This is a genomic window from Photorhabdus sp. RM96S, assembly GCF_042879335.1.
Lineage (GTDB): Bacteria > Pseudomonadota > Gammaproteobacteria > Enterobacterales > Enterobacteriaceae > Photorhabdus > Photorhabdus kayaii.
Map to the genome: position 1 here is coordinate 45,437 of NZ_JBHFKT010000006.1, position 17,533 is coordinate 62,969.

17 protein-coding genes are annotated in these 17,533 nt (G+C 43.4%); 8 read left to right on the top strand and 9 right to left on the bottom strand.

The window, feature by feature from the left end; genetic code table 11:
- Positions 1–127 precede the first annotated feature (127 nt).
- The 3 genes from ACGF49_RS05265 to ACGF49_RS05275 form a co-directional block, all read right to left on the bottom strand.
- Positions 128–277, bottom strand: a complete 150-nt coding sequence (locus tag ACGF49_RS05265) for a hypothetical protein (protein ID WP_271865677.1) — start codon at positions 275–277, stop codon at positions 128–130.
- Positions 278–421: 144 nt separating this feature from the next.
- Entirely contained in the window at positions 422–1,405 is a 984-nt protein-coding gene (gene zntB, locus ACGF49_RS05270) for a zinc transporter ZntB (protein ID WP_113043915.1), read from the bottom strand.
- 16 nt (positions 1,406–1,421) lie between these two features.
- Positions 1,422–3,062 carry an ABC transporter substrate-binding protein gene (locus tag ACGF49_RS05275; RefSeq protein WP_113043916.1) on the bottom strand — a complete coding sequence of 547 codons (1,641 nt, stop codon included), beginning with the start codon at positions 3,060–3,062 and terminating at the stop codon, positions 1,422–1,424.
- A gap of 173 nt (positions 3,063–3,235) precedes the next feature.
- Between ACGF49_RS05275 and tpx the strand changes: the two genes are divergently transcribed.
- A complete protein-coding gene (gene tpx / locus ACGF49_RS05280) occupies positions 3,236–3,739 on the top strand; it encodes a thiol peroxidase (protein WP_113043917.1) in 504 nt (167 codons plus the stop codon).
- 164 nt (positions 3,740–3,903) lie between these two features.
- Here the strand turns inward: tpx and tyrR are convergent, their stop codons facing one another.
- The 6 genes from tyrR to pspA form a co-directional block, all read right to left on the bottom strand.
- Entirely contained in the window at positions 3,904–5,487 is a 1,584-nt protein-coding gene (tyrR, locus tag ACGF49_RS05285; RefSeq protein ID WP_113043918.1) for a transcriptional regulator TyrR, read from the bottom strand.
- Between the two features lie 381 nt (positions 5,488–5,868).
- Entirely contained in the window at positions 5,869–6,933 is a 1,065-nt protein-coding gene (locus ACGF49_RS05290) for a YcjF family protein (RefSeq protein WP_228901934.1), read from the bottom strand.
- Complete coding sequence (locus ACGF49_RS05295; RefSeq protein WP_113043920.1) at positions 6,930–8,327, bottom strand: YcjX family protein; 1,398 nt, start codon at positions 8,325–8,327, stop codon at positions 6,930–6,932. The genes ACGF49_RS05290 and ACGF49_RS05295 overlap by 4 nt, the downstream gene beginning before the upstream one ends.
- A gap of 66 nt (positions 8,328–8,393) precedes the next feature.
- A complete protein-coding gene (gene pspC / locus ACGF49_RS05300; RefSeq protein ID WP_113043921.1) occupies positions 8,394–8,747 on the bottom strand; it encodes an envelope stress response membrane protein PspC in 354 nt (117 codons plus the stop codon).
- Positions 8,747–8,965, bottom strand: a complete 219-nt coding sequence (gene pspB, locus ACGF49_RS05305; protein ID WP_113043922.1) for an envelope stress response membrane protein PspB — start codon at positions 8,963–8,965, stop codon at positions 8,747–8,749. The genes pspC and pspB overlap by 1 nt, the downstream gene beginning before the upstream one ends.
- Before the next feature lie 37 nt (positions 8,966–9,002).
- Positions 9,003–9,677, bottom strand: coding sequence for a phage shock protein PspA (gene pspA / locus ACGF49_RS05310; protein ID WP_228901936.1), 675 nt, complete (start codon positions 9,675–9,677; stop codon positions 9,003–9,005).
- Positions 9,678–9,857: 180 nt separating this feature from the next.
- Here pspA and pspF point away from each other — a divergent pair, with 180 nt between their 5' ends.
- From pspF to fabI, 7 genes are all read left to right on the top strand, one after another.
- Positions 9,858–10,862 (top strand): phage shock protein operon transcriptional activator, encoded by a 1,005-nt coding sequence (pspF, locus tag ACGF49_RS05315; RefSeq protein ID WP_113043924.1) that lies wholly within the window; start codon positions 9,858–9,860, stop codon positions 10,860–10,862.
- Between the two features lie 256 nt (positions 10,863–11,118).
- Positions 11,119–12,783, top strand: a complete 1,665-nt coding sequence (gene sapA, locus ACGF49_RS05320; RefSeq protein ID WP_228901941.1) for an ABC transporter substrate-binding protein SapA — start codon at positions 11,119–11,121, stop codon at positions 12,781–12,783.
- On the top strand, positions 12,780–13,745 hold the full coding sequence (sapB, locus tag ACGF49_RS05325; RefSeq protein WP_112875793.1) for a putrescine export ABC transporter permease SapB: 966 nt from the start codon (positions 12,780–12,782) through the stop codon (positions 13,743–13,745). Before sapA ends, sapB begins: the two co-directional genes overlap by 4 nt.
- Positions 13,732–14,622: a putrescine export ABC transporter permease SapC gene (sapC, locus tag ACGF49_RS05330; protein ID WP_113043926.1), complete on the top strand. Its 891-nt coding sequence runs from the start codon at positions 13,732–13,734 to the stop codon at positions 14,620–14,622. Before sapB ends, sapC begins: the two co-directional genes overlap by 14 nt.
- Positions 14,622–15,614 carry a putrescine export ABC transporter ATP-binding protein SapD gene (sapD, locus tag ACGF49_RS05335; protein WP_113043927.1) on the top strand — a complete coding sequence of 331 codons (993 nt, stop codon included), beginning with the start codon at positions 14,622–14,624 and terminating at the stop codon, positions 15,612–15,614. Before sapC ends, sapD begins: the two co-directional genes overlap by 1 nt.
- Positions 15,615–16,424 carry a putrescine export ABC transporter ATP-binding protein SapF gene (gene sapF / locus ACGF49_RS05340; protein WP_113043928.1) on the top strand — a complete coding sequence of 270 codons (810 nt, stop codon included), beginning with the start codon at positions 15,615–15,617 and terminating at the stop codon, positions 16,422–16,424. It begins immediately after the preceding gene.
- A 174-nt stretch (positions 16,425–16,598) separates the two neighbouring features.
- Complete coding sequence (gene fabI, locus ACGF49_RS05345) at positions 16,599–17,387, top strand: enoyl-ACP reductase FabI (RefSeq protein WP_011146814.1); 789 nt, start codon at positions 16,599–16,601, stop codon at positions 17,385–17,387.
- Positions 17,388–17,533: the final 146 nt, after the last annotated feature.

Below are 17,533 nucleotides of genomic sequence, written 5' to 3' on the forward strand. Positions count from 1 at the left end.
TCTTTCACTTTCGTCTTGATTTTTATTTATTTTCCTAAAGCAACAAATGAAAAATAAAAAAAGCCGACATTAGAAATTAATATCGGCACAAGAATGGGCAATTATTCTGTATAAAGACTTATACCCGTCATCTTTCAAGTTGCCTCTTTGTTGGCTGCTCACTCACCCCGGTCACATAGTTCTCTATGCTCCCGGGGATTCGCTCCCTTGCCGTCGCGATACATCTTGAAATCCATAGGGTATATGTGAGAAAAACTACAATTACGGAGAACAACATTCATCGCTTAACGTTGTTTTCACCTGCGAGAGTTATCATGCCTCAATGACGACTAGTGAATATTGATATATCTCAAATTAAGGACTAGTTTTAGTAACACTTCTCCGTAGTTATGTTTCATATCTCCAAATAACTATTTAATTTTCATAGCCATTTACTTCTTTTTAACCAGAAGGCAACAAATATAATCAATCCCAATAACAGCAAACAAAAAATACTAAAACCCAGATGGTTTTCATTACCAGGAATACCGCCAAGGTTGACACCAAATAATCCAGTCAGGAATGTTGTCGGTAAAAAAATCATGGCAAATAATGACATAGTATAAGTACGACGGTTCATCGCATCCGCCATCATAGAGGTAATTTCATCTGAAATAATCGCTGTGCGAGCAATACAACCATCCAAATCATCCAATTCCCTTCCTAAGCGGTCAGATATTTCCTGCATTCGATGACGATCTTCATCACTCATCCAGAGTAATCTTTCATTGGCGAGACGAGAAAATACATCTCTTTGAGGCGCCATATAACGGCGCAGAATAATCAATTGCTTACGCAGTAAAGCCAACCCACCCCGCCCCGGTATCCGTTGCTCAAGAATCATATTCTCAAGCTCAATAAGGTTGTCATGAAGATCTTCAATAAAATTACCCACTTCATCGGTTATTGCATCAGCTATTTCAACCAACCAGTGCCCGGTCGTTTTCGCGCCTATCCCATTCTGTAAATCACTCAGTACCTGTTCCAGTGAATGAACTTTACGATGGCGACTGGAAACGATAATTTCAGAATTAATATAAATACGGAACGTTACCAGTTGATCGGGACGTTCACTTTTATTGCTATTAATTGTTCGCAGCGTAATCATCGTACCATCTCCGGTACGAACTATTTTTGGTCTAAAACTCTCTCCGGCCAGCCCCTTTTTGACTGTTTCTGGTAACAGATCCGTGTCCATTATCCAGCGATAACTTTTGGGATTGTGGTAATCCAGATGTTGCCAGAAAGGTTGAGCTGGTGTGGCTAATCCATTCATGTCAATCGGCGTCATACCGCCTTGACCATTAAACTGACAAGCATAGACTGCATCAGCCTCTTGCAATGATGAGCCATAAATGGTTTCCACATCCAGCTCCTTACCCTTAATGCTTAATTATGTACATAGTATGACTATATGCCACGTCTTCTGGATTGGTGATCGGATATCCTTTCAACCAAGGTTTTATCAACCTGCCGTTAGTGTACTGATAAATCGGTGCAATAGGCGCCTGTTCAGCAATCATTTGCTCCGCTTTGTTGTAGTCATCGTTTCTTAAGCCATCATCTGTTCGCAAACTAGCAGATTGTAGCAGTTTGTCGTAATTTGCCTGATGGAATTTAGCAATATTGCCACTATGCGTTGACGTTAGCAGGCTTAGAAATGTAGATGGCTCGTTATAATCACCCACCCAAGATGCACGAATAACATCAAAATTACCCGTGTTACGGCTATCAATATAAGTTTTCCATTCCTGATTCATCAAACTTACTTGCACCCCCAGTTTTTTCTTCCACATAGAGGCAATAGCAATCGCAATTTTCTGGTGGTTTTCAGAATTATTATAGAGCAGAGAAAGTTTCAATGGATTGTTCGGCCCGTAACCAGCCGCTTGTAACAAAACTTTAGCCTGTTGGTCCAATTCTGCTTGCGTATGTTGTTCCATGTCACTGATCACTGGATGGAAACCCGCGGTCACATCCGGCGTAAAATGCCAGGCAGGTTTCTCCCCTGTCGCCAAGACTTTTTCCGCAATAATTTTACGGTCAATTGTCATAGAAAGCGCTTTACGCACTCTGGCATCATTCGTTGGCGCACGTTGGGTGTTAAAAGCGTAATAATAGGTCCCCAACTGATCCGGCGTATAGACTTGTCCAGGTAATTCATGCTGCAATTTTTTATACATATTTTTCGGGAAGGATTCGGTAATATCCAAATCATCCGCCAGATAGCGTTTAGTCGCGTGCGATTCCTGATTAATTGGTACGAATGTGACTTTGGTCAGGACGGTTTTTTTATGATCCCAGTAATAAGGGTTTGGTGTCAGAACGATTTTTTCATTAACAATTCGATCATGTAATTTGAAAGCACCATTCCCCACCAAATGACCAACTTTTATCCACTCTTTCCCATATTTTTCTACTGTTTTCTTATTTACCGGATAGAGACTGAAATTCGCAGTCAGGTTGGGAAAATAAGGTACAGGCCGGTTTAATGTCACCTTTAATGTGTGCTTATCAATGGCCTCAACACCCAGTTTTGCTGGTAGCAGTTTACCGTCAATAATTTCCTGAGCATTTTCAATACCCGCTAGTGCGGCAAACCAAGCAAAAGATGACGTATTAGCTGGAGTGACCAACCGCTGCCAACTATACACAAAATCTGTCGCGGTAACGGGTTCGCCGTTTGACCAACGGGCATCAGAACGCAAGGTAAAAAACCACGTTTTGTTGTCCGCGGTTTTCCACGCTGTTGCGACACCGGGAATAGCATTGCCATACGCATCCTGATTCACCAGACCTTCAAACAGATCACGCTGAACTTGCGCCTCTGTCAAACCCACAGCATTAATCGGGTCTAAGGATGCCGGTTCGTCTTTTAGGTGACGAACCAGTTCCTGTTTGTCATTAAGCTGAGTGCCAGGAGGAACTTCCGCAGCAAAAGCAGAAACGGTGATAAGAGAACTATTGATAATAAGAAAACTATTGATAAGTAGTGCACAAGAAATCAGATTGAAATAGCGCATAAGGTAATAATCTGCCCTGTTATAAAATAGATATCCCATTACTAAATTATAAGCCATTGTCAGAATGACACAATCAGACAATTTTACTCTCACAAACACTATTTTTGATGGGCAAGAACTGAATATTCTTCTACACTGGGCAATCGTGGTTCATTTATCAGAGGAAGAAAGCTATGACACAAACAGTAAAATTTCAAGGCAATGATATCGCCGTAAGCGGCCAGTTCCCAAAATCAGGGGAAAAAGCGAAAGATTTTACTCTGACAGCCAAAGATCTCTCCGATGTCTCTCTTAGCCACTATGCCGGAAAAAGTAAGGTGCTGAATATTTTCCCAAGTATCGATACCGGTGTTTGTGCGGCATCAGTACGTAAATTTAATCAGGTAGCGAATGATTTGGAAAATACCGTCGTACTGTGCATTTCTGCCGACCTGCCTTTTGCTCAGTCCCGTTTCTGTGGCGCGGAAGGGTTATCAAATGTCGTCACGCTGTCTACCCTACGTGGCGGTACTTTCAGTGAAGATTATGGCGTTGCCATCAGCGGTAGTCCTCTGAGCGGTCTCACAGCCCGTGCAGTCATTGTGCTTGATGAAAGCGATAACGTGATTTATAGCCAACTGGTTGATGAAATTACTAATGAGCCAAATTACGATAGCGCACTGGCCGCACTGAAATAAATCCCATGATTTATACCCTATGGATTTCAAGATGGATCGCGACGGCAAAGGAGTGAATCCCCGGGAGCATAGCAAACTATGAGACCGGGGTGAGCGAGTGCAGCCAACAAAGAGGCAACTTGAAAGATGACGGGATATAATGCCCACTTCCGGTGGGCATTATTTTATTCATCACCATCCGGCTCATATTCGGTAGCATGCTTCCTGCTACTCAGACCATATTCTCTCAATTTATTGGCAATCGCAGTATGCGATACCCCAAGACGTTTAGCCAGTTTACGCGTACTGGGATAGTGCCGATAAAGACGCGTTAACACCGAACGTTCAAAACGTTTACTGATTTCATCCAGAGAACCATTGAACACATCTTCACTAAAAGAAACCTCTGTTTCAAACTCTGGCAGTTGTATATCCCGCGGCGTCAGCTCCATATTTTCAAGCTGAGTCAGCGCCCGATAGATGGCATTTTGTAACTGCCTTACGTTACCGGGCCAACTGTAACTCGTCAGAAAGTGGGGAAGTTCAGGGGACAATTTCGGTTTCAGTACTCCCTGTTCTTCAGAAAAACGCTCAATAAAATACTCCACCAGCGGCATAATATCTGCTTTACGATCACGCAACGGCGGGAGGGTAATCGCCAACACATTAAGACGATAATAGAGATCTTCGCGAAATTCCCCTCGCTGCACCAATTCAACCAGATTTTTTTGTGTAGCACAGATAACTCTGACATTCACTTTGACTTCATTTTCTTCCCCTACTCGGCGGAAAGTACCGTCATTAAGAAAACGCAGCAGCTTAATTTGCATCTGTGGCGACATTTCGCCAATTTCATCCAGTAAAACAGTGCCGCCATTAGCCTGCTCGAAGAAACCTTTCTTTCCTTCAATCGCATTCGGATAAGCGCCGGCAGCATAGCCAAACAGTTCACTTTCTACTACATCATCCGGCATCGATGCGCAGTTCAACCCCAAAAAGGGCTGTTTTCCGCGTAAGCTGTGCAAATGACAGGCTTTTGCCAAAATGTCTTTGCCAGTTCCTGTTTCACCAATCAGCAACAGTGGCGCATCCAGCATCGCCATTTTACGAGCCTGTTCAATAAGCTGAGTCATTTTTGGGCTAACAGCGATAATCGCCTTAAATTCACTACCATCATTGACAGTCAGTTTTTTCAGTTGATTCCCTATTCGAGCAGCAGATTTGAGCATAATCACTGTGCCAACACATTGCATTTTCTGCTTTTCATCAATCAGCTGAATAGGAGTAATATCCATCAGGTAGTCCAGACCTTTGAGAGTTATCCTTTCCACACGTTGCTGGATATTTTTATTTTCAAACCAGCGCGAAAAGTTATAACCGCTGATAAACTGCCCGATAGGTTTTTGATAAGTTTGTTCCTCACTAACACCAAACAGCTTAAACACCGCGGAGTTAGCAAGCTCAATATTTCCTTTCAGATCAACTGAAAAAACAGGCTCAGGCAAGGATTCCAACAGGGCACACATCGCTTTGTGTTCTCTTTCTGAAGGCATAAAAGAGACGGTACGAACATCAATAACACCATTAATACGGCGAATTTCTGCCATCAATTTACGAAATACATTGAAATCAACTTGTGAAAAATTAAGGTAAATCCGGCCGATTTGAGATATTTCTATCCCTTTTAAATCAATATTCTCTAATACCAGTAGATCGAGCAGTTCACGGGTCAGCCCAATTCGATCATGGCAAGCAACTTCTAAGCGCATCTGTTTTGACCTTATTTACACTAATACATATAATTTTTTAAAATACTACTCTCTACAATTATTCATATGAAGCGTTCTGTCAGTAAAAATTGACCAGACTCCGGTTTTTTAATGTCGCAAATATACCCGTTATCTTTCAAGTTGCCTCTTTGTTGGCTGCACTCACTCACCCCGGTCACATAGTTATCTATGCTCCCGGGGATTCGCTCCTTTGCCGTCGCGATGCATCTTGAAATCCATTGGGTATAACACAGTATTTGAAACTTTCACTAAAATAAACAAACTCTAAGATTGATTATAAAACAAACTAATAAAATAACGTAAAATATTGTCGTTATCTGGATATTTTGTGCGTTCATATAGAATTAAAGTATATATCATTTAATTAACTATATTCTTAGACTTATTTGGTAGGATATTCTTAAGTTGAGTGATTAGCTGACGACGGAAATCTCCTAATTTGGGTTTATCACCTTCTATCCAAGGTAATGGCCTACATAATTCCATCGCTTTAATACCCAACCGGGCAGTCAGTAAACCTACACCGATCCCTTGAGCGGCTCTGACAGAAAGACGCGCAGCGATATCCTGCGATAACCAATCCATACCCACTTCCCGCACCACTTCTGAAGCACCAGAAAAAACAATATTCAGCAGAACAAGGCGGAAGAGCCGAATACGACTGAAATATCCCAGTTCAATACCATATAGAGCTGCAATACGATTAATTAGCCGGATATTACGCCAGGCAATAAATGCCATATCGACAATGGCCAACGGGCTAACTGCTATCATTAATGCCGATTCCGCAGCACAGCGGCTGATTTCAGCCTTGACTTGAGAGTCCAAAACAGGTTGAACCCATTTACTGTACAACACCACCAATTCACGATCGTTATGTGTATCATGTAAAGCGGCTCGCCAGCGCTGTAACGCCGGGTTATGCTGTTCGATACCCGCCTGACTTGCCAACTTCTCACAAAATTCCCGCCCTTTACCCACGCCATGATGCTGCAATAACGCTCTCGCAGTATCGCGTTCCTCAGACCGCATTCTTAGCCGATAAAGACGATGCCACTCATTGACAAGAGAACCTATTCCCGCAAAGACAATCATGCCCCCGGCTGCCGCTACACCTAATGCGCTCCAATCCTGTTGCTGCCATGATTGATAAATCCACTGCACAAACTGAGCAACAGCACTCACCCCCAATAACATCAGAGAACCATATACCATTCTACGCCAGCAACTACGCTTAGGTTTCAGTGCTGCATTAACTATCCCTTCTACCTGACCTTCGCGTTCTTCAGCCTCAAGTTCCAGTGAAGCAGGACAAAAATTTGCTGTGTCTTTTTCATTAAAGATCTGAGCAGGCTTTAAAACCGGCTCTTGTGGCCCCGATAAGGATTCTGTAAAGTCAATTCTTGGCTTCAAGGGCTCCGTCATTTCACTTTATCTCCCACTAAAAATTCCAGCACGGTATCCAACCGGATATGAGGCAATGGTGTATCCACATTTACCGGACAAGGGCTAAACTCTTCGAAAGAGAAACCCTGTTTTTGCCAGAAGTTATCCTCAGGTAAACGCCGTGGCACCTCTCCGGGAAAAAATGTCAGCGGTTTACCATCTGTAAGCCGATATCCTTTCAACGCCGGAATACTTTCACCATTGTGTTCAATCACGCCACTTTCTGTCGCTCGTACCGATGCCAGGCCAACACAATCCATGCTGATACCTTCAAAAACCGCATTTTGTCTGGCTTCCTGAATCAATTGCTGGAGTAAAGAAACCAAATTAGCATGCTGATCTGCGGTAATGTGATCGGCTTTACTGGCAGCAAACATTAATTTATCAATGCAAGGGGAAAACAGGCGGCGGAAGAGCGTTCGTTTACCATAATGAAAACTTTGCATTAATTGTGTCAGCGCCAAACGCATATCATTAAATGCTTGTGGTCCACGGTTTAATGGCTGTAAACAATCTATCAACACAATCTGTCGATCAAAACGTAGAAAATGCGCTTTATAAAACCCTTTCACCACCGACTGGCAGTAATATTCAAAGCGCTGACGCAGCATACCGATATTCGTGTGTCTATCTGCCTGAGCAAATCGTGACTCAGTGATATTGTTGATATCCGGCCACGGGAAAAATTGTAAAGCCGGAGCACCCATCATATCACCGGGCAGAACAAATCTCCCCGGCTGAATAAAATGTAAACCGTGCTCTTTGCATTTAACCAAATATTCCGTATAGGCATGAGCAATAGCAGCCAACAGATTCTCATCTGCGGGTGCCAGTGGATCGCACTGTTTACAAAGTTCCAACCAAGGTTTTGCCCATGCAGCTCTTTGTCCCTGCAATAAGCTATTCATCTGATGTGACCATGTTAAATAACTTTGCGCCAACATCGGTAGATCCAACAGCCATTCGCCGGGATAATCCACAATTTCCAGATATAACGTGGCAGTTTCTTTAAAATGGCGCAGCAGAGAATCCCCAGAACGGTAACGAAGTGCCAGACGGATTTCACTGACACCCCGCGTCGGAGTCGGCCAGGCTGGCGGTGTGCTGTAAAGTGAGGTCAACCCTTCATCATAAGTAAAACGAGGAACGCCCAAATCACGTTGAGGAACCCGTTTTACACCCAACAAGCGACCGTCACGCACAGCAGAAAATAGCGGCAACCGGGCACCGCTATGGAGGTTAAGTAACTGATTAACCAAAGATGTGATAAACGCTGTTTTACCACTACGACTTAATCCTGTTACAGCTAACCGTAAATGGCGATCCATCCCACGATTCACCAACGCAGTTAATTCATTTTGTAGCCGTTTCATGTCTCTCCTGAGATAAGTATTACAACAATTTTTTTGTATCAGCCGAGCCATAGGTAATTTTTGCTATCAAAGCTGCCTGAAACGACTGCGAACGCTGAACGTTTCTGAGGTGATATAACGCTCCATTTGGCGCAGACGAATCTCTCCCGATTTCAATTGATAATCGATTTCATTCAGCAAGTTTTGTACTGAAAAATGGGCCTCTTCGGTATAACCCGTGGGTGCCGGATCAAGGACGAAAACCAGTACAATATAAGCAACAACCACAAAACCAAACAGGCCAAAAAAGAGTGACAATACCGCGATGACACGAATCAAACGTACTGGTACATCAAAATAATAGGCCAACCCAGCACAAACACCTTTAATTTTGCCCTTCTCAGGTATTCGATACAGTTTCCGGCGGTTACCATTCGACATTATGATTGCCTCCAATCAGGATGTTCCGCATCCAGAATATCTTCCAATGTTTTGATTCGTGCCTGCATATGTTGTACACGCTCTGCCAGACGCTGAATTTCATTCTGATCTAACTGACTTTGGTTTGAATTCCGGTTGTTATAATGCAACCACAACCAGATGGGTAACACAAAAAGTACAAAAATAGTCAGCGGAATGCCAAGAAATATAGAGCCCATCACTTTTCCTTAAATGGTTAGTTGAGTGCGCCAACACTTAATGTTGTTCTTTATTAGCATTTATTTTAGCCTTCATTGCCGCTAACTGCGCACTGATTTCATCGTCTGCTTTTAATTCAGCAAACTGTTGATCCAGCGATTTTTGTTTTCCCATGCCCACGGCTTCTGCTTCCGCTTCCATATGATCGATACGGCGTTCAAATTGTTCGAAGCGAGCCATTGCCTGATCAATTTTACCGCTGTCTAGCTGATGACGAACCTGTCGGGAAGAGGCGGCCGCCTGATGACGCAAAGCCAATGCCTGTTGTCTTACTCGGGTTTCGCTAAGTTTGTTTTCAAGCTCAACAATCTCCCCTTTCATTCGCTCAAGTGTCTCTTCCAGTATGGTCAATTCATGTTTCAATGTATCCACTAAAGCAGCCACTTTCTGTTTTTCAAGCAGGGCTGCCCGTGCCAAATCTTCTCTCTCTTTATTCAACGCCAGTTCCGCTTTTTCCTGCCAGTCGTGCATTTGTTGTTCACCTGCGGTAATGCGGCGAGATAACTGCTTTTTCTCTGCCAGAGCACGGGCGGAAGTTGAGCGAATTTCAACTAAAGTGTCTTCCATTTCCTGAATCATTAGACGAATCATTTTCTGCGGATCTTCCGCTTTATCCAGTAATGAAGAGATATTGGCATTCACGATATCAGCAAAACGAGAGAAAATACCCATAACAAATTATCCTCTTTGGTTAAGGTTGGTTAATACTATTCATGTCACTTTTATCTATCAAGAGTCGTGCCAACTTTTCATTTACTTTATTTTCATGAAATATAAAGAAATTTTTTTATTTAACTTTTTATCACAACGTAATAAAGTGGCTAAAATAACCAATTATCGGTGAAAATAACCATGAATGACGCCACAGAAAACCTATTGGGTGAAGCAAACAGCTTTATTGAAATTCTGGAACAGGTATCCGCGCTGGCAAAATTAAACAAACCGGTTATCGTTATTGGGGAACGCGGAACCGGTAAAGAGCTGATTGCCCGCCGTTTGCATTATTTATCTCCCCGCTGGCAAGGCCCATTTATCTCCCTAAACTGCGCGGCTCTGAATGAAAATTTATTGGATTCAGAGTTATTTGGTCATGAAGCTGGCGCATTTACCGGTGCACAAAAGAGGCACCAAGGAAGATTTGAACGTGCTGATGGAGGAACGCTATTTCTTGATGAATTGGCAACCGCACCAATGCAAGTTCAAGAAAAGCTATTGCGTGTCATTGAATATGGGCATCTTGAACGCGTTGGCGGCAGCCAATCATTACAAGTTGACGCTCGACTGATATGCGCGACCAATGAGAGTCTGCCCGCAATGGCAGCTAAGGGGCAATTCCGCGCTGATTTGCTCGATAGGCTGGCTTTCGATGTGGTTAAAATCCCACCATTGCGGCAAAGACAGCAGGATATCATGTTGTTAGCGCAGCATTTTGCTATTCAGATGTGCCGCGAACTTGATTTACCACTATTTCCCGGGTTCACTGACCAGGCAAGACAACAGTTACAGGATTACACGTGGCCCGGTAATATTCGTGAACTGAAAAATGTTGTGGAACGATCAGTTTATCGTCACGGCGAAAATTCTGCTCAACTTGATAATATTATTATTAACCCATTCGCCTCCACACCACATTTTATAGCCAATGTTGATGATAATAATGATTTATCTTCACAACTTCTGCCTTCACTGCCCGTTAATTTGAAACAGTGGCAACATGACAGCGAACGACAATTAATAGCGCTATCATTAAAAGAGAGCAGATTTAACCAAAGAAAAGCAGCAGAGAAACTACGACTGACCTATTATCAATTACGAGGCTTAATGAAGAAACATGATATCAACGTCGGCGATAAGTGATCCGGATTACAGATAAAAAAAAGCCAGCACCCGAGCTGGCTAAAAAACACTGGAAGCAATGTGAGCAATGTCGTGCCTTTCCTGAGATACAAAAACTGTTCCCCGGAAGTGCGATACAGATGATAATGGTTATCAATACGTTTTGTAAAGCACTTTGTTGAGAATTTTTCTCATTATCATCCCCGCAGCGTTTTTTTGGGCTCAAGCGCGAATTGAGATACAATGTGTCAATTCTAATTAATAACAGATGCCTTATATGCGCAGTTTGATTTATTGGATCATATTATCCCTTTCAGCTCCTGCTATTGCAGAAACAATAGCTACGCCTGAAAAAAATCCCCACGTTCCGGCTGACATTCAGCAACAAGGGCTTATTTATTGCGTTAATGGCAACCTGAATACCTTTAATCCCCAACTGGCTAGCAGCGGCTTAACTGTCGATACACTGGCAGCACAACTCTATGAGCGTCTACTAGATGTTGACCCTTATACTTATCGTTTACTTCCTGAATTAGCCTCCCATTGGGAAATACTGGATAACGGTGCTACCTACCGTTTTTATTTGCGCCATAATGTCTCATTTCAATCAACAGACTGGTTTACTCCGACCCGTAACATGAATGCTGATGACGTCATTTTCAGCTTTAAGCGTCTGTTTGATAAGCAACACTATTATCACAACGTCAATGGCGGGCATTACCCCTATTTTGACAGCCTCCAACTGGCCGATTCTATTCAAAGTATCCGTAAACTTAATGAATATACGGTGGAGTTTCGCTTGAACGAACCAGATGCTTCTTTTCTTTGGCATTTGGCAACCCACTATGCCCCAATACTTTCACAAGAATATGGGCAACAATTGCATCAAATGAATCGCCATGAACAAATTGACTGGAAACCTGTCGGCACAGGCCCGTTTATGTTGGAAGATCATCGGACCAGACAATTTATCCGTCTGGTTCGTCATGATAAATACTGGAAAGGCAAACCACAAATGCGCCAAATAGTTATTGACGTCGGCGCCGGCGGCACCGGCAGGATGTCTAAACTTTTAACCGGTGAATGTGATGTATTAGCGTATCCCGCTGCCAGTCAGCTTACCGTTTTACGAGATGATCCTCGCCTGCGTCTGACTTTACGCCCAGGAATGAATATCGCTTATCTGGCTTTCAATACCAGCAAACCACCTCTTGATAAGCTACAGGTTCGGCAAGCCATTGCTTACGCTATTAATAACCAACGGCTGATGCAATCCATCTATTATGGTACGGCGGAAACAGCCTCATCAATTTTACCTCGGGCGTCATGGGCTTATGATAATCAAACTGAAATTACGGAATACAACCCAGAAAAATCACGCAAAATGCTTAATGACCTCGGATTAAATGGCTTGCAATTGAGCTTATGGGTACCTTCCGCCTCTCAATCATATAATCCAAGTCCACTCAAAATGGCAGAACTGATTCAGGCCGATTTAGCACAAGTTGGTATTACCATGAGTATCAAACCTGTTGAGGGCCGCTTTCAGGAAACCAAACTGATGGATAAATCTCACGATATGACATTATCAGGTTGGTCAACTGACAGTAATGACCCAGACAGTTTTTTCCGTCCACTGTTAAGTTGTGCTGCTATCGCTTCACAAACAAATTTCAGCCATTGGTGTGAGCCAACATTTGATAAAATTTTGCGGGAAGCTTTGATTAACCAGCAATTATTATCCAGAATTAAGTATTATCATGCGGCTCAACAAGTCCTTGAGCAGCAATTACCTATATTACCATTAGCCTATTCTCTGCATTTACAAGCCTACCGTCATGATATTAAAGGGCTGGTACTCAGCCCATTTGGTAATACCTCTTTCGCTGGCGTTTATCGGGAAAAAGAGACTAATCGAATGAATCAGAAGGGTGACAAATGATTATTTACACTCTCCGTCGTCTGCTATTGCTGATTATTACCCTGTTTTTCCTGTCACTGATAAGCTTTAGCCTAAGTTACTTTACCCCCAATGCTCCACTCAGCGGGGCATCCCTATTTGATGCTTATATATTCTATTTCAACAGCTTATTACTATGGGATTTTGGCGTATCCAGCATTAATGGTGAACTTATCAGCGGACAACTACGGGAAGTGTTCCCCGCTACAATGGAGCTCTGTATTCTGGCTTTTTCTACCGCCTTACTAGTCGGTATCCCACTCGGAATTATTGCGGGAGTATGGCGTAACAAACCCGCGGATACTGTTATCATCTCCATTGCTTTAGTCGGATTTTCCATCCCGATTTTTTGGCTAGCATTATTACTGACTCTATTTTTCTCTCTTTATCTCGGCTGGCTACCCGTCTCCGGGCGCTTTAATCTGCTATATCAGATTGAACCTGTGACAGGTTTCTCATTAATTGATGCCTGGTTATCAAAATCACCCTATCGTAATGAGATGATCATTAGTGCCATGCAACACTTGCTGCTACCCGTTATTACACTCGCCGTTGCACCGACAACCGAAGTTATCCGGTTGATGAGGAACAGCACAGAAGAAGTTTTTGGTGAAAACTATATTAAAGCCGCCGCAACCCGTGGTTTATCAAGGCTGACAATTATCCGTCGTCATGTATTACACAATGCGTTGCCCCCTATCATTCCGAAACTAGGATTACAATTTTCCACCATGCTGACACTGGCAATGATGACAGAACTCGTATTTAACTGGCCGGGACTTGGTCATTGGTTGGTCAGTGCCATTCGTCAGCAAGATTATTCCGCCATTTCTGCCAGTGTTATGGTGATTGGCACACTGGTGATTTTTGTCAATGTTCTGTCTGATATTATTGGCGCAATGGCTAACCCTCTGAAGCATAAGGAATGGTATGCCCTTAGATAATTTTTATCGTGAAAAGAAAATGCCGTCACCGATAAAGGTCATCTGGCGCTTTTTCTATTCTGATATGTTGGCAATGATGGGGTTTTATGGGGTGCTGATTCTGATCGCCCTAAGTCTGTTTGGTAGCTATCTGGCCCCCTATAAGCTCGATCAACAATTTCTTGGTCATCAGTTGCTGCCACCTTCATGGTCATATCACGGTAATATCGCATTTTTTCTAGGTACCGACGATCTTGGACGCGACATTCTCAGCCGATTACTAATAGGTACGGCCTCTACATTTGGTTCAGCGCTGTTAGTCACTTTAGCAGCCGCTTTATGTGGTCTGATTATTGGCTGTCTGGCAGGCATGACACGAGGACTGAAATCCGCGGTGCTCAATCATATTCTCGATACATTACTCTCTATCCCATCACTATTGCTGGCAATCATTGTCGTCGCCTTCGTGGGTGCCAGTTTGCAGCATGCAATAATCGCTATTTGGTTGGCGCTATTGCCACGTATCGTTCGCACAGTTTACAGCGCCGTTCACGATGAGCTAGATAAAGAATATGTTATTGCCGCTCGCCTGGATGGCGCCTCTAATTACCACATTCTATGGTATGCCGTATTACCAAACATTACCGCCGCCTTGGTCAACGAGCTAACACGCGCCCTTTCTATCGCCATACTTGATATCGCTTCACTTGGTTTTCTTGATCTTGGCGCCCAACTTCCCTCACCAGAATGGGGAGCCATGTTGGGCGATTCACTGGAGCTAATCTATGTTGCGCCCTGGACCGTTATGTTGCCCGGCGCGGTAATTATGTTCTGTGTCTTGTTAGTCAATTTATTAGGTGATGGATTACACCGAGCAATCAATTCCGGGGTGGAATAATGCCATTACTCGACATTCGCAATCTTACTATTGAATTTATGACTGCCAAAGGGCCAGTTAAAGCGGTTGATCGCGTCAGTATGTCACTGACAGAAGGCGAAATACGTGGTCTGGTTGGTGAATCCGGCTCAGGTAAGAGCTTGATTGCCAAAGCAATAAGCGGAGTCACTAAAGATAATCTCAAAGTGACGGCTGACCGTTTTCGCTTCGATGATATTGACCTGCTCCGTCTGACTCCACGTCAGCGCCGAAAAGTGATCGGCCACAATATCTCAATGATTTTTCAGGAGCCACAATCCTGTCTTGATCCTTCTGAAAATATTGGTCGTCAACTCATTCAAGCCATTCCCTGCTGGACATACAAAGGCCGTTGGTGGCAACGTTTCAAATGGCGAAAACGCCGGGCTATTGAATTACTCCACCGTGTGGGAATTAAAGATCATAAAGACATTATGAATAGCTTCCCTTACGAGTTAACGGAGGGAGAGTGCCAAAAGGTCATGATTGCTATCGCATTGGCTAACCAACCACGCCTGCTGATTGCAGATGAACCAACCAATGCGATGGAACCGACCACACAAGCTCAGATTTTCCGTCTGTTAGCACGATTGAATCAGAACAACAACACCACCATTTTACTGATAAGTCATGACTTGCAAGTCATGAGCAAATTGGTGGATCGCATTAATGTTCTGTACTGTGGTCAAACGGTCGAAAGCGCCGTTCCCGATGAATTATTGGTAATACCACACCACCCTTACACACAAGCGTTAAGCCGCGCTATCCCTGATTTTAGTAGCTCTTTGCCCCATAAAAGCAGGTTAAACACCTTATCAGGCGCTATTCCATCCCTTGAGCACTTACCCATCGGCTGCCGTTTAGGTCCACGTTGCCCTTATGCGCAAAAAACGTGTATTGAAACACCACGGTTGCGGGTGATTAAAAACCACGCTTTTGCCTGCCACTTTCCACTGAATCTGGAGGAACAGTAATTGATTAACACTCTGCTAGAAGTCAGGAACTTGGCTAAAACTTTTCGTTATCGAACAGGTTTTTTTCACCGTCAACATCTCAATGCGGTAAAACCCGTTAGTTTTACCTTAAAAGCTAAACAGACGCTGGCGATTATTGGTGAAAACGGTTCTGGAAAATCAACACTGGCAAAAATGCTTTCAGGCGTCATCGAGCCAACTTCCGGCGAAATCATGATCGAAGGCCATAAACTCACTTACGGTGATTACAGTTATCGTAGCCAACGCATTCGTATGATATTTCAGGACCCAAGTACGTCGCTAAATCCTCGTCAGCGTATTGGTCAAATTCTTGATATTCCCCTTCTGCTTAATACAGCGCTTAATACAATGGAGCGGGAAAAACGGATCAACCAGACATTGCGACAAGTTGGCCTGCTACCGGACCATGCCAATTATTATCCACATATGTTAGCCTCAGGCCAGAAACAGCGGGTAGCACTGGCGCGCGCATTGATATTACAACCTCAGATTATTATTGCTGATGAGGCATTAGCATCACTCGATATGTCTATGCGATCTCAAATCATTAATCTGATGTTGGAATTACAGGAAAAACAAGGTATTTCTTACCTCTATGTCACCCAGCATCTTGGCATGATGAAACATATCAGCGATCAGGTGCTGGTCATGCATCAAGGGGAAGTTGTTGAGCGGGGAAATACAGCAGAAGTGTTGGCTTCCCCTCTGCACGATATGACCCGCCGTTTAATCGCTAGCCATTTTGGTGAAGCACTCACCGCTGATGCCTGGCGGCAGGATATTCCTTAACATATAGAAAACGATAATCACTGCTCGGAGCAGAACGCAAAATACAGCATATTTCTCTCTAGCGTGATAGAATTACTGGGTTTATTAACAATAAAACGTCATATTGATATTGTCTCTGTGAGCAATTTTAATCCATGAATATCATTACCGGCGTTATCACACAAGGATACTGTTATGGGTTTTATGACCGGCAAGCGCATTCTGATCACTGGCGTCGCCAGTAAACTCTCCATCGCTTATGGCGTTGCAAAAGCAATGCATGACCAGGGAGCTGAGCTGGCTTTCACTTATCAAAATGACAAGTTGAAACCTCGTGTTGAAGAATTTGCTGCTTCCCTAAATTCTACTATCGTTCTGCCTTGCGATGTAGCTGAAGACGAAAGCATTGAAGTCCTGTTCACCGAACTGAGCAAAATTTGGCCGAAATTCGATGGTTTTGTTCACTCCATTGGCTTTGCACCTGCTGATCAACTGGATGGTAACTATGTCAGTTCCGTTACCCGCGAAGGCTTTAGAATCGCGCACGACATCAGCTCTTACAGCTTTGTTGCTATGGCAAAAACTTGCCGTGAAATGCTGAACCCAAATTCTGCTTTACTGACTCTCACCTACCTGGGAGCAGAGCGCTCAATCCCTAACTATAATGTAATGGGTCTGGCAAAAGCATCTCTGGAAGCTAACGTCCGTTATATGGCTAACGCCATGGGCGCTGAAGGTATTCGTGTTAACGGTATCTCTGCCGGGCCTATCCGTACTTTGGCTGCGTCTGGCATCAAAGATTTCCGTAAAATGCTGGCTCACTGTGAATCCGTTAACCCAATTCGCCGCACTGTAACAACTGAAGATGTTGGTAACGCTGCGGCATTCTTGTGCTCGGATCTGTCCGGCGGTATTACCGGTGAAATCCTGCATGTTGACGGTGGTTTCAGCATTGCCGCAATGAATGAACTGGAATTGAAATAATCTGATTAATAATCAGTAACTTTTAATTCATAAGGCCAAGGCCCGAAGAGCCTGTTTTTCGGGCCTTTTATTTATCAATAAAATAAATAGATTAATCACTTCATTAAATCATCACTAATAGGTAAAAATTAATTTTAAATCAAAAT

Coding starts and splice junctions, on each gene's coding strand:
- ACGF49_RS05265 (WP_271865677.1), bottom strand. CDS start 277: ATGTTGTTCTCCGTAATTGTAGTTTTTCTCACATATACCCTATGGATT.
- ACGF49_RS05275 (WP_113043916.1), bottom strand. CDS start 3,062: ATGCGCTATTTCAATCTGATTTCTTGTGCACTACTTATCAATAGTTTT.
- tpx (WP_113043917.1), top strand. CDS start 3,236: ATGACACAAACAGTAAAATTTCAAGGCAATGATATCGCCGTAAGCGGC.
- tyrR (WP_113043918.1), bottom strand. CDS start 5,487: ATGCGCTTAGAAGTTGCTTGCCATGATCGAATTGGGCTGACCCGTGAA.
- ACGF49_RS05290 (WP_228901934.1), bottom strand. CDS start 6,933: ATGACGGAGCCCTTGAAGCCAAGAATTGACTTTACAGAATCCTTATCG.
- ACGF49_RS05295 (WP_113043920.1), bottom strand. CDS start 8,327: ATGAAACGGCTACAAAATGAATTAACTGCGTTGGTGAATCGTGGGATG.
- pspC (WP_113043921.1), bottom strand. CDS start 8,747: ATGTCGAATGGTAACCGCCGGAAACTGTATCGAATACCTGAGAAGGGC.
- pspB (WP_113043922.1), bottom strand. CDS start 8,965: ATGGGCTCTATATTTCTTGGCATTCCGCTGACTATTTTTGTACTTTTT.
- pspA (WP_228901936.1), bottom strand. CDS start 9,677: ATGGGTATTTTCTCTCGTTTTGCTGATATCGTGAATGCCAATATCTCT.
- pspF (WP_113043924.1), top strand. CDS start 9,858: ATGAATGACGCCACAGAAAACCTATTGGGTGAAGCAAACAGCTTTATT.
- sapA (WP_228901941.1), top strand. CDS start 11,119: ATGCGCAGTTTGATTTATTGGATCATATTATCCCTTTCAGCTCCTGCT.
- sapB (WP_112875793.1), top strand. CDS start 12,780: ATGATTATTTACACTCTCCGTCGTCTGCTATTGCTGATTATTACCCTG.
- sapC (WP_113043926.1), top strand. CDS start 13,732: ATGCCCTTAGATAATTTTTATCGTGAAAAGAAAATGCCGTCACCGATA.
- sapD (WP_113043927.1), top strand. CDS start 14,622: ATGCCATTACTCGACATTCGCAATCTTACTATTGAATTTATGACTGCC.
- fabI (WP_011146814.1), top strand. CDS start 16,599: ATGGGTTTTATGACCGGCAAGCGCATTCTGATCACTGGCGTCGCCAGT.